This is a genomic window from Actinophytocola sp. (assembly GCF_036555685.1).
Lineage (GTDB): Bacteria > Actinomycetota > Actinomycetes > Mycobacteriales > Pseudonocardiaceae > Actinophytocola.
Genome location: NZ_DATBKY010000296.1, coordinates 1 through 20,679 on the forward strand (window position 1 = coordinate 1; position 20,679 = coordinate 20,679).

The 20,679-nt window shown below is 72.5% G+C and carries 16 protein-coding genes; 6 read left to right on the forward strand and 10 right to left on the reverse strand.

Annotation, left to right across the window (positions count from 1 at the left end; all coding sequences use genetic code 11):
- From VH969_RS30280 to VH969_RS30295, 4 genes are all read left to right on the forward strand, one after another.
- A partial coding sequence (locus VH969_RS30280; protein WP_331980485.1) for a sigma-70 family RNA polymerase sigma factor occupies positions 1-1,550 on the forward strand: 1,550 nt, incomplete at its 5' end.
- Between the two features lie 78 nt (positions 1,551-1,628).
- Entirely contained in the window at positions 1,629-2,177 is a 549-nt protein-coding gene (locus VH969_RS30285) for a hypothetical protein (RefSeq protein WP_331980487.1), read from the forward strand.
- Positions 2,174-2,749 (forward strand): class F sortase, encoded by a 576-nt coding sequence (locus VH969_RS30290; protein WP_331980489.1) that lies wholly within the window; start codon positions 2,174-2,176, stop codon positions 2,747-2,749. Before VH969_RS30285 ends, VH969_RS30290 begins: the two co-directional genes overlap by 4 nt.
- Before the next feature lie 11 nt (positions 2,750-2,760).
- Positions 2,761-3,390 carry a response regulator transcription factor gene (locus VH969_RS30295; RefSeq protein WP_414638638.1) on the forward strand — a complete coding sequence of 210 codons (630 nt, stop codon included), beginning with the start codon at positions 2,761-2,763 and terminating at the stop codon, positions 3,388-3,390.
- Positions 3,391-3,586: 196 nt separating this feature from the next.
- Here the strand turns inward: VH969_RS30295 and VH969_RS30300 are convergent, their stop codons facing one another.
- Positions 3,587-4,762, reverse strand: a complete 1,176-nt coding sequence (locus tag VH969_RS30300) for a thiolase family protein (protein ID WP_331980491.1) — start codon at positions 4,760-4,762, stop codon at positions 3,587-3,589.
- A 67-nt stretch (positions 4,763-4,829) separates the two neighbouring features.
- On the reverse strand, positions 4,830-5,267 hold the full coding sequence (locus VH969_RS30305) for a hypothetical protein (RefSeq protein ID WP_331980493.1): 438 nt from the start codon (positions 5,265-5,267) through the stop codon (positions 4,830-4,832).
- 54 nt (positions 5,268-5,321) lie between these two features.
- Between VH969_RS30305 and VH969_RS30310 the strand changes: the two genes are divergently transcribed.
- A complete protein-coding gene (locus VH969_RS30310) occupies positions 5,322-5,687 on the forward strand; it encodes a nuclear transport factor 2 family protein (RefSeq protein WP_331980495.1) in 366 nt (121 codons plus the stop codon).
- On the opposite strand, the gene ddaH is transcribed toward VH969_RS30310, so the two are convergent.
- The 6 genes from ddaH to VH969_RS30340 form a co-directional block, all read right to left on the reverse strand.
- Positions 5,681-6,460 carry a dimethylargininase gene (gene ddaH / locus VH969_RS30315; protein WP_331980497.1) on the reverse strand — a complete coding sequence of 260 codons (780 nt, stop codon included), beginning with the start codon at positions 6,458-6,460 and terminating at the stop codon, positions 5,681-5,683. The genes VH969_RS30310 and ddaH overlap by 7 nt on opposite strands.
- The gene (locus tag VH969_RS30320) at positions 6,457-7,008 is read right to left on the reverse strand and encodes a 3'-5' exonuclease (protein WP_331980499.1); all 552 of its coding nucleotides are present in this window, start codon (positions 7,006-7,008) and stop codon (positions 6,457-6,459) included. Before VH969_RS30320 ends, ddaH begins: the two co-directional genes overlap by 4 nt.
- Entirely contained in the window at positions 7,005-9,098 is a 2,094-nt protein-coding gene (locus tag VH969_RS30325; RefSeq protein WP_331980501.1) for a tetratricopeptide repeat protein, read from the reverse strand. The genes VH969_RS30320 and VH969_RS30325 overlap by 4 nt, the downstream gene beginning before the upstream one ends.
- Positions 9,099-9,194: 96 nt before the next feature.
- Entirely contained in the window at positions 9,195-11,306 is a 2,112-nt protein-coding gene (locus VH969_RS30330; RefSeq protein ID WP_331980503.1) for an OmpL47-type beta-barrel domain-containing protein, read from the reverse strand.
- 190 nt (positions 11,307-11,496) lie between these two features.
- Positions 11,497-15,498 (reverse strand): ThuA domain-containing protein, encoded by a 4,002-nt coding sequence (locus tag VH969_RS30335; RefSeq protein ID WP_331980505.1) that lies wholly within the window; start codon positions 15,496-15,498, stop codon positions 11,497-11,499.
- A gap of 35 nt (positions 15,499-15,533) precedes the next feature.
- On the reverse strand, positions 15,534-16,559 hold the full coding sequence (locus VH969_RS30340) for a multicopper oxidase domain-containing protein (RefSeq protein ID WP_331980507.1): 1,026 nt from the start codon (positions 16,557-16,559) through the stop codon (positions 15,534-15,536).
- A gap of 852 nt (positions 16,560-17,411) precedes the next feature.
- On the opposite strand from VH969_RS30340, the gene VH969_RS30345 reads away from it, so the two are divergent.
- Positions 17,412-18,857, forward strand: coding sequence for a peptide MFS transporter (locus tag VH969_RS30345; RefSeq protein WP_331980610.1), 1,446 nt, complete (start codon positions 17,412-17,414; stop codon positions 18,855-18,857).
- Between the two features lie 61 nt (positions 18,858-18,918).
- On the opposite strand, the gene VH969_RS30350 is transcribed toward VH969_RS30345, so the two are convergent.
- A complete protein-coding gene (locus VH969_RS30350; protein WP_331980509.1) occupies positions 18,919-19,803 on the reverse strand; it encodes a zinc-binding dehydrogenase in 885 nt (294 codons plus the stop codon).
- 35 nt (positions 19,804-19,838) lie between these two features.
- Entirely contained in the window at positions 19,839-20,621 is a 783-nt protein-coding gene (locus VH969_RS30355) for an Fpg/Nei family DNA glycosylase (protein ID WP_331980511.1), read from the reverse strand.
- Positions 20,622-20,679: the final 58 nt, after the last annotated feature.

Sequence of the window (20,679 nt, forward strand, 5' to 3'; positions counted from 1 at the left end):
TGGTCGTCGCTGTGCTCGACGGCGACCGCGCGGCGTTCGCGGAGATCTACGACCGCTACGCCGACCGGTTGCACGACTTCTGCCACTCCGTCCTGCGCGACCGCGACGAAGCCGCGGACGCAGTGCAGGACACCTTCGTTCTCGTCGCCCAGCGGCTCGCGCAGCTGAACGACCCCGGCCGGCTCCGGCCCTGGCTCTACGCCGTCGCGCGAAGCGTGGCGCTGCGCAAGGTCCGGGCCCGCCGCCGGGTCGTGCTCGACGAGGTGGAGGACATGGCGGACACCGACCCGGGACCGGAGCGGGTGGCGGAGCAGGTCGCGCTGCGCGACCTCGTGTGGAGCGCCGCGGCCGGGCTGTCCGAACGGGACAGAGCGCTGCTCGACCTGCACGTGCGGCAGGGCCTCGACGGGGCCGACCTCGGCGACGCGATGGGCGTGAGCGCCGGTCACGCGTACGTGCTGCTCAGCCGGCTGCGCGACCAGGTGGAGCGCTCGCTCGGCGCGCTGCTGATCGCCCGGCAGGGCCGCGCGGACTGCACCGAGCTGGACGCCCTTCTGTCCGGTTGGGACGGCCGGTACTCGCCGCTGATGCGCAAGCGGGTCGCCCGGCACGTCGACTCGTGCGACGTCTGCGCGGACCGGCGGCGGATCATGGTCAGCCCGTTCGCGCTGCTCGCGGCCGTGCCGCTGGTCGCCGCGCCGGTGTGGCTCCGGGACCGGGTACTGGACGACGTGGAGCTGGCCGCGTTCGACGGCGACCTGGGCCGCGCCGAGTTCCCCGACGACCTCACGAGCGAGCTGCTCGGCGACGACTCGCCGACCCGGAGCGAAGCCGCGCCGGTGTCGGCCATGGCGGCCGCCTCGGCGCCGTCGCGGACCCGGCAGCGGGGCCGGATCGCGGCCGCTGCCGCCGCGGTGCTGGCCCTGGCCGTGATCACGGCGGCCGTGGCGTACTGGCGCAGCGACTCGAACGAGGGCGAGCCGATCGCACTGGACCTGCCCGCGCCGTCGGAGTCGCGGGCGATCGGGACGGCCACGTCGTCGAACGGCCCGTCGAGCGCGGCCTCGTCCTCGAGCAGCGCCGCGCCGGCCGACGACACGACGACGACCGACGCCGCCGTCCCGGGCGGCGTGGACGACCCGGTTCCCGGGCCGCGTCCAGGTCCGGGCCCGGTCGGCGGTCCGACCACCACCACGCGCGTGGTGCCGCCGGAAGACCCGCCCGATCCCCCGGACCCGCCCGACACCACGCCACCGGTCATCGTCAGCGCCTCCGCGAGCCCGCAGCAGGTTCCGTGCAAAGCCTCCGCGAGCATCAATGCGACGGCCACCGACGATGTCGGGGTCATCGGAGTCACCGCCACCTGGAGCGGCCCGGAGTCGGGCAGCACCAAGCTGAGCCGTGACGGCGACACCTGGTTCGGCACGCTGGGCCCGTTCAACGCCGAAGGCCTCTACTCAATAACCGTCACCGCGACCGACGCCGCGGGCAACCCGGGCAGCGGTAGCGGAGGCGACGTCAACGTCATCCGCTGCGGGACCGTCGAATGACTTCCGCGGAAAAGTTGTAAGGCTCTCTCCGGCACGTGGCTCCTACCGGGCGACACACCGTCACCCAGGAGGAACACGATGAAGAGCCACCGCATCGCCGCCGTCACGGGCGCGATCCTGTTCGGCGCGCTGCTGCTCGGCGGGACCGGCGCCGCGGCCGCCGCGGCCGCCGCGGCCGAGTTGCCGCCCGCCGAGCCGACCGGCATCGACCGGCCCGTCCTCGATGCCGGGGATCCCGTGCCGCCCAAACCGAAGCCGCCGCGACCGGACGCCGCCACGCCGGCCACCGAGGTCGCCACCGAGGTCGCCACCGGCGAGCCCTGTGACGCCTGCCCGCCCTCGGCCGTACCGTCCGAGCCGCAGGCGCCGGCCGGCACGCCCGCCGACGAACCCGAGGCCACCCCGCAGGCCGCCCCGCGGCCGAGACCGTCCGCCGGCCCGGTCGGCCGCCCGCGCTCGGCTCCGGCTGGCATCCCGACGCCCACCCGCATCGACACCGGCGAGGGCCCCGGCGATGCCGAAGCCCCGAACTGGCTGCTGATCGGCGCGCCGGCGCTGGCGCTGCTGAGCCTCGCGGCCGGCGGCGCGTACCTGTGGATCCGGCGCACGGACCGGGGCGCGCGATGAGGGCCGCGGGAGTGATCGCGCTCGTCGCCGCTGCCGCGCTCGCCGTCGCCGCGGGCGGGACGATCGCCGTGCAGGTCGGCCGGATCGCCGACACCAGCGCGCCGGCCGGCGTGCCCGCGACAACACCGGAACAGGGTGCGCCGGAGCGGGTCACGATCCCGGCGATCGGGGTGGACGCGCAGCTCGTGCCGGTCGGCCTGAAGGGCGACGGTGCCGTGGAGACACCGCGGTTCGGGCTCGCCGGGTGGTACGAGCCGGGCCCGCGGCCGGGCGACCGGGGCGCGGCCGTGCTGCTGGCACACGTGGACTCGAAGGCCGACGGGCCGGACGTGTTCTACCGGCTGCACGAGCTGAAGCGCGGCGACCGGGTGCGCGTGGGCTACCACGACGCCACGGCGACGTTCGTGGTGACGGACACCGAGCAGGTCGACAAGTCCGCGCTGCCGACGAAGCGGATCTGGGCCGCGACGAAGCGCCCGGTGCTGCGCCTGATCACGTGCGGCGGCGAGTTCGACCCGGCCGCGCGAAGCTACCGCGACAACGTCATCGTCTACGCCGACCGGCTCGGCTGAACGGGGGAATCATGTCGACGAACCGGATCCAGGTGCTCGCCCGCGCGACCGACCCGATCCTGCAGAACGGCGTGCAGCTGGCGCTGCGCACCCGCCCCGAGGTGTGGCTGGTGGACGAGGACGCCGACCCGGTGCGGACGGTGGCGCTGGTCGCCGCGGACCGCTTCGACGAGCGGACCACGCGGCTGCTGAAAGCGGTGCAGGGCAAGGGTTTCACGCGGGTCGTGCTCGTGTCGGGCGAGCTGGCGGACGCGGAGATGCTGACCGCGGTCGAGGCCGGCGTGTGTGCCGTGGCGCGCCGCGCCGACAGCACGCCGGACGCGCTGGTGCGCCTGGTGACCGCGGCCGCGGCCGGCGAGGGCGCGCTGCCGCCGGACCTGCTCGGCCGGCTGCTGAACCGGGTGTCGCGGCTGCAGCGCCACGTGCTCGAACCGCGGGGCCTGCAGCTGGGCGGCATCACGAACCGGGAGGGCGAGGTGCTGCGCCTGGTCGCGTCCGGACTGTCCACACAGGAGATAGCGGACAAGCTGTGCTACTCCCAGCGCACGGTGAAGAGCATCCTGCACGACGTGACCAACCGCTTCCAGCTGCGCAACCGCGCCCACGCGGTGGCCTACGCACTGCGCGAAGGCCTCATCTAGGACCAGTGGGCGCCGCGGAAATGCCCGCCGCGGCGCCCGCTGCCAGTCGATCGAGTCGAAGTCATGGGACGGATGCCCGCACGCCCCGCCTCTCAACCGCACCCAGGGGGAACGGGACGCGACCCAGCCACGAGTACGCGCCGGAGCCGAACGATGCCGACCCAACGCGACAACAGTTTGAATTCCGGGGAGGCGGTTACGCCACGTTCTCCAGGACTACTGCCAGGGCCTGGCCCACGCCGATGCAGATGGCGGCGACGCCCCAGCGGTGGCCGCCGTCGCGGAGGACCTTCGTCAGCGTGCCGAGGATGCGGCCGCCCGACGCGCCCAGCGGGTGGCCGATCGCGATGGCGCCGCCCTTCACGTTGACGATCTCCGGGTCGATCTTCCACGCGTCGACGCACGCCAGCGACTGCACGGCGAAGGCCTCGTTCAGCTCCACCGCGCCCACGTCCGCCCAGCCGATACCGGCCCGCTCGAGCGCGCGGTTGGCCGCCTCGACGGGCGCGTAACCGAACCGCTGCGGCTCCAGCGCGTACGCGCCGCGGCCCGCGACCCTGGCCACCGGCGAGCGGCCCAGCACCGACGCCGCCCCGGCAGAGCCCAGCAGCACGGCCGACGCGCCGTCGGACAGCGGCGAGGCGTTGCCGGCGGTGATCGTCCCGTCCGGACGGAACGACGGCTTGAGCTTCGCGAGCTTGGCCACGCCCGTGTCCGCCCGGACGCCCTCGTCGCGGGTCAGGTCGGCGACCGGCACGGTGATGTCGTCGTAGAAGCCGGCCGCCCACGCCGCGTGCGCGAGCCGGTGCGAGCGCACGGCGAACTCGTCCTGCCGCTCGCGGGAGATGCCGAACTCCTCCTGCAGCTGCTCGTTCGACTCGCCCAGCGAGATCGTCCACTCCTTCGGCATCTCCGGGTTGACCAGCCGCCAGCCGAGCGTGGTGGACACCGCGGTGACGTCGCGTGCCGGGAACGCGCGGTCCGGCTTGGGCAGCACCCACGGCGCGCGGGTCATCGACTCGACGCCACCCGCGACGACGACGTTCGCGTCGCCGGTCTCGATCGCCCGGGACGCGATCATCGCGGCGTCGAGGCTCGAACCGCACAGCCGGTTCACCGTGCTGCCCGGCACGGTCACCGGGTAGCCGGCGAGCAGCGACACCATCCGCCCCACGTTGCGGTTGTCCTCGCCCGCGCCGTTGGCGTTGCCGAACACCACCTCGTCGACGGCCGCCGTGTCGAGCGCCGGCGAGCGCTCGGCGATCGCACGCAGGACGGTGGCGCCGAGGTCGTCCGGGCGCACCTTGGCCAGCGCACCGTCGAACCTGCCGAACGGGGTACGGACCGCGTCGTAGACGAATGCGTCACTCATGCGTTCAGTGTCCCGGACGGCTCGGAAAGCCGGGATGTGACCTCGACCGCCGCGAAGCGGCTCCGCCTCAGCGCGCCGGCCAGATGCGCTGGAGCACCCACTCCAGCCGGTATGGCGGGGCCACCGCCAGCTCCAGCCGCGCGGTCGGCGTCAGCACGCCGACGATCAGCGCGTTCTGGTCGAGCGTGAGCGCGTCCTTGCCGGCGGCCGTACGGGGTGCGGACGCGTCGATCGCGGTCACCGGGATCGCTGCCGCAGGGCGGCGCCACGGGTGGAAGCCGCCCACCGCGCTCTCGAAGTCCAGGCGGCCGGACCACAGGGTCGCCACCCCGCGGCGCCAGCCGCCCTTCAGGCCCTCCTGCGTGCCCTCGAGCACGCGCAACGCCACCTCCGCCTTGCCTTCGGCCGCGTACTTCTCCGCGCGCCGGCGCACGATCGCGTTGCCGGCAACGTTGCCCAGCGCGCCACCGAGCCCGCCGCTGCCGAAGTTCCCCGGATCTGTCATCACGTCCTCCCACGTGTTCGGTGCGGACACAGTACGCGTGACAGGATCGCGGCCATGGTGGATCGGGCGGACTTCGCCGCATGGATCGAGAACTACGAGCGGGCCTGGCGCACCGCGGGCACCGTGCTGCTGCCCGAGCTGTTCACCGAGGACGCGACCTACCGGCACTCGCCCTACGCGGAGCCCGTCGCCGGGCTGGCCGCGATCGCGCGGGACTGGGAGGCCGAGCGGGAGGGGGCGGCCGAGGTGTTCAGCATGACCACGGAGATCGTCGCGGTCGAGGGCGACACCGGGGTGGCCAGGGCCGAGGTGCGCTACGAGCGCGCGGAGTTCCGCGACCTGTGGGTGGTCCGCTTCGCCCCGGACGGGCGCTGCGCCGCGTTCGAGGAGTGGTGGTTCGAGCCGCCCGAGGATCAGTGATCGCGCAGGCGGACCGACAGGCAGGTAACGCAGCCCTCGAGCTTCTCGAACTCGCCGATGTCCACGACCACCGGCGCGAAACCGCGGCCCGCCAGCAGGTCGGCGGTCCGGGGCGCGCTCGCCGCTAGCAACACCGTGTCGCCGCCGAGCAGGACCACGTGCGCACCCGCCTCCTCGGGCACCGCGAGGAACGACGGGAACACCGCCGGGTCGTCGACGAGCGGCGGGTGGCCGATGACCGTGCCGTCGGGCAAGGCCGTCACCGCGGACTTGAGGTGCAGCACGCGGGTGACCGGCACCGTAACGACGCCGACGCCGAGGTGGTGGCCGAGCTGCCGCGCGCCCGCCTCGTTCGTCCGGCCGGTCAGTCCCACGTAGACGGTCGAGCCCACCTTGAGCACGTCGCCGCCGTCGAGCGTGCCCGGCTCGGTGATCCGTTCGACGCGGTAGCCCGCGTCGCGCACGGCCTTCGCCACGCCTGCCGCCTCGGCCCGCCGCGCCGCCGCCCCGGACCGCGCGACGACCGCCACGTCCCGGTACACCACGACCGGGTCCTCGACGAACACGGAGTCCGGGCAGTCGTCGGCCGGCTCGACCTCGACCGTGCGCCATCCGTTGTCCCGCAAGGCTTGCCCGTAGCCCGCCCACTGCGCGCGGGCGAGCCCGACGTCGACGGGCTGCCGCGAGATGTGGGACACGAGCCCCTCGGCGAGCCGCGGGCTCGGCCGCCGGACGAGTGCGGTGGCGGGAGCGGTGGTCGGTGGGATGGTCACGGTGCCAGTGTCACGCCGCGCTCCCGCAGGTGCAGCACCAGGGCGGCGATGTTCCACGCGTCGTCCGCGCCGCGGTGGTGCCGCCCGTCGAGCGGGAGGCCGGCCAGCGTGAGCGCCTCCGGCATGGCCGGCCGCCGGTGCAAGGCGTGCGCCTCGGTGAACGCGGCGCGCACGTTGGTGTGCACGGGCCCGAACGGATAGCCGACGCCGTCGGCGCGGCACTGCCGGGTGAACTGGTTGCGGTCGTAGTCGCCCCAGCTCGCCCAGGGCCGCGTGGGTGCGGCGTGTTCGCCGGCGAGCCGGCGGCACGCCTCGGCGAAGCCGACCCCGCCGTCGACCTCGGCCTGAGTCAGCGAGGTGAGCTCGGTGCAGAACTCGCTCACCCGGCTGTGTGCGGGCCGCACGAGGATCCCGTGCCTGCTCACCCGCTCCCCCGCCGCCAGATCGACGACGGTCAGCCCGATCTCGATGATCTCGCTGCGTTCTCCCGGCGGCGGGTCCCCGCGCCAGCACGTCGCCTCGACGTCGACGACGTTCAGCAGCGTCACGCTCCCGCCTCGGCGGTGACCGTCTCGACCAGGTTCCGGATCGCCGCCACCCGCTGGTGGTCCGGGCCGAACCGGTCCGTCCACTCGGTCCGCACGATCGTCAGCTGCTCGAGCGCGAGATCCAGCCGGCCGACCTCGCGGGCACCCAGCCCGAGCCGGTACCGGGTGGAGACCGTGTGCGGGTGGTGCTCGCCGAGCAACCGGACGCTGTCCGACAGGAGCTCGGTGAACAGCTCGATCGCCCGCTCCGGATCGCCGTTGTTGCGCGTCCAGACGGCGATCTGGAACCGGGTGCTCAGCACGTTCGGATGCTCGCTGCCCTGCACGCGCGCCCGGTCGGCGAGCAGCTCGGTGAACAGCTCGAGCGCCCGGGGCCGATCCCCGAGCCGGCCGGTCCACATCGCGTGCAGGTGCCTCGTCCGCAAGGTCTCGTGGTGGTCCGGCCCGTAGTGGCGGGCGTAGTCGTCGATCAGCTCGGCCAGCCGCGGCACCGCCCGGCGCGAGTAGGTGTTGGCGAGCTGGACGGCCGCCTGCAGCCGGATCGACAGCAGGTCGGGGTGGTCGGGGCCGAGCCGCTCCGCGCAGTCGTCGAGCAGCTCGGCGAACATGCGCTTGGCGTCCTCGGGATCGCCGACCTCGTGCGTGAAGCGGGCGAGGGAGCTGCGCAGCCGTGGCGTCTCCGGGTCGTCCTCGGGCATGCCGGCGAGCGCCTCGGTCAGCAGCGCCACCGCCTCCTCGGGGTCCCCGCCCGAGCCGATCCCCTCGGCCAGCTCCGCCTGCGCGCCCGGCACCCCGCCGTCGTACGCCTTCCGGAACGCAGCCGCCGACGCCTCGAACCGGGCCACGTCGCGCGCCGCGAGCCCGACGCCGAGCGCCTGGGCCGGGTCGCACCACTCGACCAGCGCCAGCCACACCGGCAGCGGCACCGGATCGGACACGAGGTCGATCAGGTAGTCGAACGCCAGCAGGCGGCCGTCACCACCGGGCATCAGCAGGCTGCTCGCCCCGCGCGCGGGGGTGGTCGCCCACCGCACGGCGTCGTCGAGCGCCTCGGGCCGCAGCGTCGCGCCGCCGCGTGCGTCGAGGTAGGTCTCGGCGAGCCCGGCCAGCAGCTCGGGCGGCACCGGGTCGCCCAGCCCGGCACGGCGGCAGTCGACCGCGGCGGCGACGAGCGCGGCACCGCGGGGATGGCCACCGGGACTCCAGGCGTGCTCCCAGTCCCGGGCGAGCTCCGGCCCGTCGGCCAGCAGCTCGGCCAGCCCGAACGTTTCGGTCATGCGCAGCGCGGAGCGCACCCGGCGGTCGGCCGACCGGCTCGCGCGGTCCAGCTCGGGCGCGCTCCAGCGGCGCGGCAGCGTGATCTGGACGCCGCGCTGGAGCACCTCGCGGGCGGTCCGCCAGCCGTCGCGCTCGTTGCCGTCCAGCCCGGCCTCGTGCCGCGCGCCGAACCGGTCGAACTCGCTGGCCCGGATCGTCGCGAGGACGACGGTGTCCGCCTCGAGCATCCGGTCCAGCAGTGGCACGGTCAGGCCGTGCGCGCCGAAGTACCGCTCGATGTCGTCGAGCCACACGACGCAGCCGCGCCGCTCGGCGACCGTGTCCACGACCGTCCGCACCGACTCGCGGGACGCGGGCGCGACCAGCCGGCGGCCGGGCAGCACCCGGCGCATCGCCTCGTAGGCCACGCGCGTCTTGCCCGCCGCCGACTCGCCGCAGAGCAGCACGAACCCACCGGCCCGCAGCGTGGTGTCCACCCGCTCGTCGATGTCGCGCGGCACGTATGCGGGCACCTGCCCGGCCCGGTCCCGCGCCGCCGGGTGCACGCCGAGCAGGACCGGATCGTCCAGCTCACGCACCAGGCGGGGACCGCCGCCGAGGACCTGTTCCGGCAGCGCGGCGCGGACCTCGGCGCCCCGGTCGAGCAGTGCCCGGCCGCGCGCGGCGAACACGCCGGCGACGGCGGCCACCACGCCGGTGATCGCACCCGCCAGCCGGTCACCGAGCAGCAGGCCGGCGGCCACCCCGACCGCCGCGCCGAGCACGGCGGCACCGGCCAGCAGCGACCAGCCCCTCACTCTGCGCGACACCACGCCGTCGAGGTTATCGGCCGCGCGCACGGGACGGGGCCCCGGTGGAACCGGGGCCCCGTCGTTCTCCGCGGTGTCCGCGTCCGGGAGCGGGCCGCCTCAGGCGAACTTCGCCCGCTTGCCCACATCGGAGTCGACGGCCGCGTCCACGATGGAGCTGCGCTGCTGGGAGGTGATGACCCCGGCCGTGACGAGTTCGTCGGTCACCTTGTTCACGTGCTTGACGAACTTGTTGTGCGTGCCGTACTCGGCGTTCTCCGCGATCAGGTCGTTGATCGTGCACCCGTTCCCGGTGTCCACATTGGGCACTCCGGTGTCGTTGATGCCGATGACGACCGTCGCGCGGGTGTCGGAGCTCGGACAGGCGTCGTCCGTCGTCTCGACGATGGTGAACGAGCCGGACAGCTCCGCGGACACGTTGCCCGCGTTGTCGGTCGCCCGGTAGGTCACCGTGTGGGTGCCCGGGTCGTCGACGGTGACCGGCTCGGTGTACCGCGTCCAGTCGCCGTCGTCCAGCTTGTACTCCACCGACGCGACACCGGAGTCCGCGTCCAGCGCGTCGATCGTCAGCGTCGCGCTGTCCAGGTAGTGCCAGCTCGCGTCCTGGTTGCCGGACACGACCGCGGACACCGACGGCGCCGTCGTGTCGTCGCCCGGTGCCTCGACCACCGAGAAGGACACCGAGCCCTCCTCCGACACGTTGCCGGCCACGTCGGTGGCCCGGAACGCGACCGTGTGGTCGCCCGGGTCGCCGATCTGGACCGGCTCGGTGTACGGCACGAAGGCCGCACCGTCGAGCGAGTACTCCACCGACGCCACACCGGAGTCCGCGTCGGTGGCGGTGACCGTCACGACCGCGGAGCCGACGTAGTTGCCGTCCGCGTCCTGCTGGCCCGTCACCTGGCCCGACACGGTTGGCGCGGTCGTGTCCCGCGCCACCACGGTGAAGCCGGCCATGCCCTCCGGCGAGACGTTGCCGGCCGCGTCGGTCGCGCGGTAGTGCAGCATGTGCGCGCCCGGCGTGTTGACCACCACCGGCTCGGTGTACGGCGCGAACGCCGCACCGTCCAACGAGTACTCGACCGAGGCCACGCCGGAGGCGTCGTCGGTGGCCGACAGCGTCACGGTGGCGCTGTCGACGTAGTTCCCGTCGCCGTCCTGCGTGCCGGTCACCTCGGCGGTCACCGTCGGCGGCGTGGTGTCCTCGCCGCCGCCCTCGACGACCCGGAACGGCACCGACCCCGTCTCGGAGACGTTGCCGGCGGCGTCGGTCGCGCGGTACTGCACCGCGTGGTCGCCCGGCTCGGACACGGTCACCGGCCCGGTGTAGGGCTGAAATCCGGTGTCGTCCACCTCGTACTCGACCGAGGCGACGCCGGAGCCGTCGTCGGTCGCGGTCACGGTGACCGTGGCGCTGCCGACGTAGTTGCCGTCCGCGTCCTGGTCGCCGGTCACCGCCGCGGTCACCGCCGGTGGCGTGGTGTCCTCGCCACCGCCGGCCACCACGGTGAACTCGGACATGCCCTCCGGCGAGGTGTTGCCCGCGACGTCGGTGGCCCGGTAGTGCAGCATGTGGTCGCCCACGGTGTCGACCACGACCGGTGCGCCGTAGGTGGTCCACGCGCCACCGTCCAGCGAGTACTCCACGCTGTCCACACCGGACGAGTCGTCGGTTGCGGTCAGCGTGACCGTGGCGCTGCCGACGTAGTTGCCGTCGGCGTCCTGGTCGCCGGTGATGTCGGCGGTCACGGCCGGCGGCGTGGTGTCCTCGCCACCGCCGCCGGAGACGGTGAGCTCGCCGACCATCTGGTGGCCCGGGATCGCGCAGAAGTAGCGGTACTTGCCGGGCGTGAGCGTCACCTGCTGCTCGTGCCGGCCGCCGTTCGAGTCGAACGGGCTCGCGGTGATGTTGAGGCTGACGTCGTGGTTGTAGCCCGGCGTCGACGTGTCGAAGGTCAGCGTGTGGGTCATGCCGGTCGTGTTGCCGGTGGCCTCGCTGTTCTCGAACACGATGGTGGTCGCGCCGGCCACGGCCGTGGTCGGGAACGAGGCGTAGGAGGTGATGCTGTCGTTCGCGGTCCAGGTCAGCGTCTGGTCCGCGGCGGCGGATGCGGCGCCGGCCGCGGTGCCGGCGGCGGGCAACCCCACCACCAGCCCCAGGACGGTGAGCGCCGCGACGAGCGCGGCGGACAGAGCTCTTGCTCGAAACATGTCGACGAAGCCTTTCTTGGAATTCGCCAAACGGGTTCTCGACGAACCGGGCCTCAGGGGAACGTGACGCAACCCGGCCACAGGTACGTGACCAACAGGTCGATCTCCACGCGACGAGACCAAACGTCTGAACGCCGGAGAGGCGGAACCGCGGGCCGGCGCGGGCGCACCACGCCGGCCCCCCGTCCGGCTACAGCTGGCGCACCCGGATGTTGCGGAACTCGATCAGGTCGTTGTCACTGTGGTTCTGCAGTCCGACGTAACCGCTCGCGAACTGCCGCAGATCCGTCGGCGGGTCGCCCTCGCGCGAGGACTCCTTGCCCGGCGTGTTGTCGAACTCGTTGATCACCGTGCCGTTGCGGATGATCGTGTAGTGCTGTCCGACGACGCGGATCTCGTAGGTGTTCCACTGATCCTTCGGCGTGACGCCGGCGTCCGGGAGGTCGACGCGGTCGAAGTTGTAGATCGACCCCGTCTTCTGCGGTTCACCGGTGTCCCCGTCGTAGATCTGGACCTCCTGTCCACAGTAGATCGCGACCCAGGCCGCCGAGTCGCGCGCGGCGCCGACGGTGCCGCAACTGCCCGGTGGTCGCTGGTCGAGTGGCGTCCGGACATCCGGGAACCGGACGAAGACGCCGCTGTTGGCGCGGTGGCCCTCCGGTGCGATGTCCTTGAACTCCAGCTTCAGCGAGAAGTCCCCGAACGCCTTCTTCGCGTACCAGAGCATGCCCAGCCCGCCGGAGGATCTCAGCGAGCCGTCCGGCTGGATGGCGAACCTGCCGGACGGGGCCTGGGCCCAGCCCAGCAGGGACTGGTCGGTGCCGTCGAAGATCGCGTCGTAGCCGGTGGTGCCGGCCTTGCCGATGTCCGAGGCCTTGGCCGCGTTGTTCAGCTTCGTCTGCTGGTTCGCGCTGAGGATGCCGAGGTTCCGCAGCCGCTGCACGACCGTGCTGACGTGGTTGACGAACGCCGCGTGGGTGGCCCACGTGCTCTCGTCGTCGATCATGTCGTCGACCTTGCAGCCGCCGCCGGCGTTCTTGTTCACGACCCTCGTGTCGGTGTCGCCGAACGTCACGGTGGTGTTCGGGTCGGACGACTGGCAGCCGACGCTGACCGGCACCCGGATGTTCGCCGTCGTGCCGTCCGCGTAGGTCACGACGAGCTTCGCCGTGAACGGCCCCACGCGGGTGTAGGTGTGCCGCGGGTTGGCCTCGGTGGACGTCTTGCCGTCACCGAAGTCCCAGTCGTAGGACACACCGCCGGCCTTCGTGCCGTTGAACTGGTAGGTCAGCGGCTTGTTCTGCACCGCGACCTGCGAGGCGGCCGGCAACGGGGTGGGCGCCCCACCGTGGTAGCTGACGCGGATCAGCTTCTGGTTGGGATCGAGGCTGAAGAACCCGCCCGCGTAGTCGAGCATGTAGAGCGCGCCGTCCGGACCGAACCGGGCGTCCATCCAGCTCTGCAGCCTGTTGTCGCCGGACCCGGCACCGATGATCTTGCCGAGCGTCTCGGCGAACGCCGGTGGCTGGTGCGTCGGGACGCCCGCCGGGTCCACGGTCACCGCGACCCGGTTGGCCGGGTTCGACTCGTCACCGATGAGCCACTTGTCGTCCCAGTACTCCGGCCACGCGACACCGGACTTGGTGTCGACCCGGTCGCGGTGGTACGTCGGCCCGGACATGATGGCCTGGCCGCCGCCCCGCAGGTACGGCTCGGTGTAGACCGCGTCGGCCTTGTTGTAGGTCGGGATCGAGCTACCCGGCCGCTTCGGGAAGACCGGGCCGCCGCCGTCCGGTGAGTACCAGATCATGTTGTCCTTGATCGGCGGCAGCTCCACGCGGCCGGTGTTGCGCGGCGAGGTGTTCAACGGGTGGTCGCAGTCGTACCAGCCGGTCAGCACGTCGGCGTCGTCGTTGCTGCGGTCCCGGTAGGGCTGCCGGTTGCCCATGCAGTACGGCCAGCCGTGGTTGCCGGCCTCGGTGATGACGGTCGCGGTCTCGTACTTCGCCGGGCCCAGGTCGGGGTTCGGCGAGGAAGCGTCCGGACCGACCCAGCCCGCGGTCAGCCAGTCGTGCTCGGGGTCGATGGCCAGGCGCGCGATGTTGCGCACGCCCATCACGTAGATCTCCGGGCGGGCCTTGTCGGTCCCCGGCGGGAACAGGTTGCCCTGCGGGATCGTGTAGGTGCCGTCCGCCTCCGGGTGGATGCGGATGATCTTGCCGGCCAGGTCGTTCGTGTTGCCGGCGGTGCGGCGCGCGTCCTGGAACGAGATGCCCTGGTACTCGGCCTCCCAGTTGTTCCCGGAGTAGCCCTGCGAGCCCTGCGACGAGTTGTTGTCGCCGGACCCGACGTAGAGGTTGCCCGCCGCGTCGAACGCCATGCCACCACCCGCGTGGCAGCAGCTGTGGATCTGCACCGGCCACTGCAGCAGGTCCTTGCGGGTGGCCTGGTCGAGCGTCTGGTTCTGCGGGTCGTAGGTGAACCGCGAGATCGTGCGCAGACCGATCCGCTTGTCGCGGTCGATCGAGGCGTGCGGCATCCAGTAGACGTAGAGCCAGCCGTTCTCGCCGAACTTCGGGTCGAGGACGATGCCGAGCAGGCCCTCCTCGTTCTTGACCAGCTCGTCACCGCTACCGCGGTTGCCCATCACGTCGAGCGTGGTGAGCAGCTTGGCCTTCTTGGCGACCGGGTCCCACTGGTGGATCGTCCCGCAGCCCTTGCCGATGTCCGGGTTGGTCCAGTCGTTGGGCTGGGGCACGGTGTTGCCCGCGCAGGCCGCCTTGCCGACGTAGAACACGCGGCCGTTGGGGGCGATCGTCATGCCGTGCGGCTCGCCGATCTGGTCGAGCTGGCCCGGCTGGTTCTTCGGCGTCAGCCGCTCGATCGTGTAGTTCGAGGCGATCGAGGCCTGGCAGTCCGCGCGGACCATGCCGGTCGTCCAGCGCAGCGCCCCGAGGAGGTGGGTGCGGAACGCGGCCTCGCCGTAGCTGCCGTCGGTGCCGCCCATGCCGGTGTAGAACGACCGGCCGCCTTCGTAGTCGCGGCACCAGGAGATCGGGTGGAACGGGCCGTTGGCGCCCTGGCCCGGGTCGTACTTCCACTCCTCCACCTGCGCGATGGTGTGCACGGTGCCCACCGGGTTCGGGTCCCAGTTGCGCCACCGGTCGGTGCGGGTGATGTTCAGCGGCAGGCCGGCGTTGGCCGGGTGGTGCCGGTCGAGGACGTCGACGACCGCCTGCTGCGGCTCCGGCTCGGGCGGCGGCACCGCGTCGGCCGTGTACAGCGACCACTCCGCGAGCTGGACCAGCGGCTCGCCGGAGTTCTCGGTGATGTTGAGCCGGTAGTGCGCGTACGCGGTGTCGTTGTCCACCTCGAACTCGCGGCGCTGGAAGCGGTCCGGGAAGTCCTCATCGGACCGGGAGTCCAGGTCGGTCCAGTTCGTACCGTCCGAGGAGCCCTGCAGGGTCCAGTTCTTCGGGTCGCGGCCGGCGAAGTCGTTGGCCGAGGTGAGCGCGTACTTGGTGACGACGGCCGGCTCTTCGAGCTCGTAGGCCACCCAGCCGGTCGGGTTGAACGTCAGCCACTTGGTCTGCTCCTGGCCGTCGTTCAGCTTCTCCTTGGTCTCGTTCGGCGGGTTCTCCGCGCTCGCGGTGATCCCCGACGCCGGCAGGGCGGGCGGCACGGCGCCGACCGGCCGGGTGCCGATCAGGCCGGTGAACCACTCGGAGTCGGGCTGGAACTTGGCGGCGTCCGCGATGCCGAGGTAGCCGTTGCCGGCCGCGATGTAGTTCTGGAGCGCGGCCTCCTGGTCTGCGTTGAGCGACGAGCCCTCGGCGGAGAGGAACACGACGCCGCGGTAGTGGGCCAGGTTCTCCGGGGTGAAGGTCCTGGGGTCGGTGGTGACGGAGACGGTCATGCCGTGCTGCGCGCCGAGGCCGGCGATCGCGTCGGTGGCGCGCTCGACCGGGTCCTTCTGGTCAGCGGCCGCGCCGTGGAAGACCAGCACGTTGACCCCGCCACCCGCGGCCAGCACCTTCGGCGCCGCTGCCGGGGCCGTCGCCTTGGCGGGGGCCGCGGCCACGACGGCGGGTGCGGCCAGGGTGCCGAAGGTCATCGCCGCGCCGATCATCACCACCGCGGCGGTTCGCCAGGCTCGCCGCCTGGTCAGGTCACTGGGAACTCTTCGTCCCATCCCTCGCTCCTTCATTCGGTTGGGTTGTCTGGAAGTCACCGGTGGCCCGCGTGCGTGCTGGAGCTCTGCTGCTGGGCCGTCTCGTGCTGGTGGGCGTGGAAGCGGTCGATGGCCTCCTGCGCGCCGGCGGGCATGCTGCCGTCCGAGTTGCGGACGAGGAACAGCCCGACCATGCCGCCGTCCGCGTGGAACTGGACGTGGCAGTGGTACATCCACACGCCCGGCCCGACGCCGTCGCCGGCGACCACCTGGAAGCCGAACGAGTCACCCGGGTTGAGGTCCTTGTTGTCGATCGCCCGGGTGTGCACGTCGTCGCCGCTGCCGAGCAGCCCTGTCCGGGTGTCGGCCCAGCGGTGCGCGTGCAGGTGGAAGGTGTGCAGCTGGTTGCCGTGGCCGATGCACACGAACTCCACCCGCTGGCCGTGGTTGGCCTCGAACATCGGGGTGTCCGGGGCCATCTTGTTGTTGATGGACATCTCGTTGAACACGACGGTGAACTGCTTGTCCGGCAAGGGATCCCCGACCTTGCGGACGATCAGCCCGCCGTAGAGGCCGCGCGCGATGCCGGTCGTGCCGTGGTCGCCCATCGCGTGGTCGTGGTAGTGCCAGAACCCGGCGCTGCCGGGAATCCAGAAGCCGCCCGCCTTGCGGGCGGTGCGGGTGCGCCAGGTGTAGGTGCGGGTCTCACCCGGCTCGTTGAAGGAGGCGTTGAGCGGGCTGCCGTCGGACGCGGTGTCGTAGTCCACGCCGTGCGGGTGGATCGACAGCCGCTGGTCGGTGTTGTTGACCAGCTCGATCTCGAGGGTGTCGCCCTCGTAGATCTCCAGCAGCGGGCCGGGAATCGTGGCCTGGCCCGGACCGAGGCCGTAGCCGACCAGCCCGCCCTCGACCGGCTCCGCGTAGATCGTGACCTGGCGGAGCTTGCCGCGCGCCTGCGCGGAAGCCTCGACCGAGAACGGCGCCGCACTGCCGTTCACGACGAGGGGGCTCACCAGTCCGGCCGCGGCTCCGGCCAGCATGGATCGGCGCGACCACCGGGCGCGCTGGGCAGGTTCGTCCATAGTGGATCTCCGTTCGTGGACACCGGGGTCGTCGGGAGGGCAGGGCCGGCTCACCGCTCGGCGCGAGCGGTGCCGGGGGATGACGGGATGGGCAGGGGGTGGGATCGACGGGCGGATCGACGCTGGGATCGACGGTGGGATCGACGCTGCGGCGCACCGTGGATGGCACGCGGGTCCGCGGTCGGCGCACGGCTGTGCAGGCTGCCGGGCACCGGCGCGGTGACATCCGTTGTCACGCTGCCTCGCCTTTCATCCGGCGGAGACCGCCGGGTGTCCCTCACGCTGGCTGTCGCGTTGGCTGTCGTGTGGCTGTCGTGTCGGCTCGGGTATCGGCCGTGGTTGGTGCAGGAAAAGCCGCTTCCGATGAAACGACTCGAACTTATGTCTCCGAGCAACAAAAGTTAAGAGGCCAAACGGACTAACGAGTGACTCACCGCGTCGCTGGCAACCGCCTGAGCAGCGTTGTTACGGTCTGTTAGTTCACCCGTTGACCGAATGGTGGAATTTCGCCACGACCTGCGGTCGTAGTCGGACAGTTCCGCCGGCCGGCTACCGTGCGTCTCGGGGACGGCTTCCGACACGGGCGGGCTCGCGCTCACGCTGCTCGTCGCCGTGCTCGCCGGGTTCGGCTGGACCGCCGCCGGGCCGGCGCGGCCCGCCGACGCCGCCCCGCGACCGTCCCGTCAGGACAGTTGGGCCGTGGTCCGAGCCGGAGCGTGGCGACGTCCGCCGACCGCACCGAGCACGACGGCACCGTGACCGTGCTCGGGTCACGTTCAACGGCGCACGTTATCCGGCGCGCACTCCGGGGTAGCCGGGCACCGAAAGGGGGTTGCCTTGGCCACCGAAGTGATGGACGTCCGGCAACAAAGGGGATTCTTCGGGCACCCGCGAGCACTCGGGACCCTGTTCGGGCTCGAGATGTGGGAGCGGTTCTCGTTCTACGGGATGCAGGGGATCCTCACGATCTACCTGTACTACTCGGCCACCGAGGGCGGGCTGGGGCTCTCGCAGGCGGCCGCCACGAGCATCGTCGGCGCGTACGGCGGGCTCGTCTACCTGTCCGCCGTGATCGGCGCCTGGCTCGCCGACCGGATGTTCGGCTCCGAGCGGGTCCTGTTCGCCAGCGCCGTGCTGATCATGTTCGGCCACATCTCGCTCGCGCTGCTGCCCGGCTCCGCCGGGGTCGGCGCCGGCCTGGTGCTCGTCGCGCTCGGCAGCGGCGGGCTGAAGGCCAACGCCACGTCGATCGTGGGCGGGTTGTACGAACCGGAGGACGAGCGTCGCGACGCCGGGTTCTCCTTGTTCTACATGGGCATCAACATCGGCGCGTTCGCCGGCCCGCTGCTGACCGGCCTCGCCCAGCAGAACCTCGGCTTCCACTACGGGTTCGGGCTCGCCGCGATCGGCATGGCGCTCGGGCTGGTGCAGTACGCCTTCGGGCGCCGCAACCTCGGGCCCCGGGCGGACGTGGTGCCCAACCCGCTGCCGCCGGCACGCCGGCCACTCGTCTTCGGGGTCGCGCTGGGCGCGGTCGTGGTGATCGTCCTGCTGGTGCTGTCCGGCGCGATCACGGCCGCCAACCTCGCACTGATCACGTTCGTGGTGATCGCGGCGGCGTCGGTCGCCTACTTCGCCGTGATCCTGTCCAGCAGGCGCATCGACCCGCTGGAACGCCGCCGGGTGTTCGGCTTCATCCCGATGTTCCTCGCGAGCTTCGTGTTCTTCTCGCTGTTCCAGCAGCAGTTCACGGTCGTCGTGATCTACGTCGACGAGCGGCTCGACCGGCACCTGTTCGGCTGGGAGATGCCGGTGGCGTGGGCGAACGCGATCAACCCGATCTTCATCATCCTGCTCGCCGGCGCCTTCGCGGCGCTGTGGACGAAGCTCGGCCCGCGCCAGCCGTCGACGCCGGCGAAGTTCACGCTCGCCACGATCACCGCGGGGATCGCGTTCCTGCTTTTCCTGCCGTGGAGCGCAAACACGGGCAACACCACCCCGCTGTACGCGCTCGTGCTGATCCTGCTGCTGTTCACGATCGCGGAACTGCTGCTCTCCCCCGTCGGCCTGTCGCTCGCCACCAAGCTCGCGCCGGAGGCGTTCCGCACGCAGATGGTCGCGCTGAACTTCCTGTCGGTCGCGCTCGGCACCGCCGCGGCCGGGTTCTTCGCGGAGAACTACGACCCCGAGCACGAGGCGCCGTACTTCCTCGTGGTCGGCGGCGCGGCCGTCCTCTTCGGACTGATCCTCGCGGCGTGCGTCCCGTGGATCCGGCGGCTCATGCCCGGGGTGCACTGACCGCCCGGACATACCGCCTGACCGGCGGTCGGCCGACACGGTCAGGTGATCAACCGGTCCGTCAGCTGACGTCGAACACGGCCTTGCCGCCGACCTGGCGGTCGCGCAGGGCGGCGGCCGCGTCGGCGAACCGGTCCAGCGGGCCGCGCCAGCCGATCTCCACGGCGAGGTCGCCGGACGCGACGAGCCGCACGAGGTCGGCCAGGTCCGCGCCGACCGGGCCGGTGTTGAGGAACGAGGTCAGCGACTTGGCCGGGCCGATCGTCGCGTAGGGCGGGAAGACCGCGGGGTCGCCGGAGCTCCAGCCGATGCTCTGCAGGCTGCCGCCCGGGGAGAGCAGCTGCCAGCCCGCGACGAGCTGCGGCCCGCCGACGTTGTCCAGCACGACGTCCACCGGCTCGCCGATCCCGTCCAGCCCGACGACGACCTCGTCGGCGCCGAGCCCCTCGCCGCGCGCGAGCGAGCCGACCGAGGCGATCACGTGGGCGCCGGCCATCTTCGCGAGCCGGACCGCGAACCGGCCGACCCCGCCGGACGCGCCGGTGACCAGCACGCGCCGCCCGAGCAGCGCGCCGGCGGCGCGCAACGCGCGCAGGGCGGCCACACCGGCGACCGGGAGCGCGGCCGCCTGGGCGAGGTCCACCATCGCCGGCACCTCGGCGATCGAATCGGGCGGCACCACCACTCGCTCGGCGAAGGCGCCCGGCGCGAGGCCGGCGACGCGAGTGCCGGGCGCGAGCGAGCCGCCCCAGAGCACGACCCCGGCGACGTCCGAGCCGAGCACCGAGCCCGGCGGCACCCGGCCGGAGCGGGCGTCGTTCAGATCGCCGCGGTTGAGCGAGGCGTGCCGCACCTCGACGAGGATCCCGTCCCGCGCGACCGGTTCGGCCACGTCGGACAGCCGCACCGCGTCCGGCGCCACCGGATCCACCACGAGTGCTCGCATCGTCGACCCCCACTCGGCCCGAGTTGACCCTAACCTCATTCGGGCTGGCAGCCCGGACACCAGACCGTGCCGCGCCCGCCCGCGCGGCCGTGCGAGAGCGTCGTGCCGCAGCGCGGGCAGGACCCGGCCGGCTCGTCGCGGCGGCCGGTCAGCCAGGACTTGCGCGGCGGCACCCGCCCGGCCGGGATGGCCTGGCGCAGCACCGAACGCAGCCGGCCGTGGATGCGCTTGACGTCCTCTGTGGACAGATCAGTGCCCTTGCGGCGCGGGTTGACCCGGGCGCGCCACAGGATCTCGTCGGCGAGCAGGTTGCCGATGCCGCCGAGGACCGACTGGTCGGTGAGCGTGGCCTTCACCTGGCGCCGCCGGCCGAGCAGCTCGCCGAGCTCCTTCGCGGTGACGTCGAGGGCGTCCGGCCCGACCTCGCCGAGGATCCGGTCGACCTGCCGGTCGTCGGCGAGCCGGAGGCCCTGGAGCTTGCGCATGTCCCGGAAGCGCAGCTCCCCACCCTCGAACACGAACACGACCCGGTCGTGCGGATGCCGCTTCTCGTCCGGTTGGTCAGCCGCTGCCCAGCGCAGCTCGCCGGTCATGCCGAAGTGGAGCATGACGGTGTCGGCGCCGTCGGTCGGGGCGAGGAGCCACTTGCCGTGCCGGCGCGGCTTGCCGAACCGGCGGCCGCGCAGTCCGTCGTCGAACCGCTGCGCGCTCGTGCCGCGGAGCACCTGCGCGTCGAGCACGTCGACGCGGCGGATCGGGGTGCCCGTGTGCGCGGCGAGCACCCGGCGAAAGCCCTCGACATCGGGAAGTTCAGGCATGTCAGCTGGGGTAACCGGCGTGCCCGTCCGGGAAACAGGTGTACCGCGGTTCGCACCG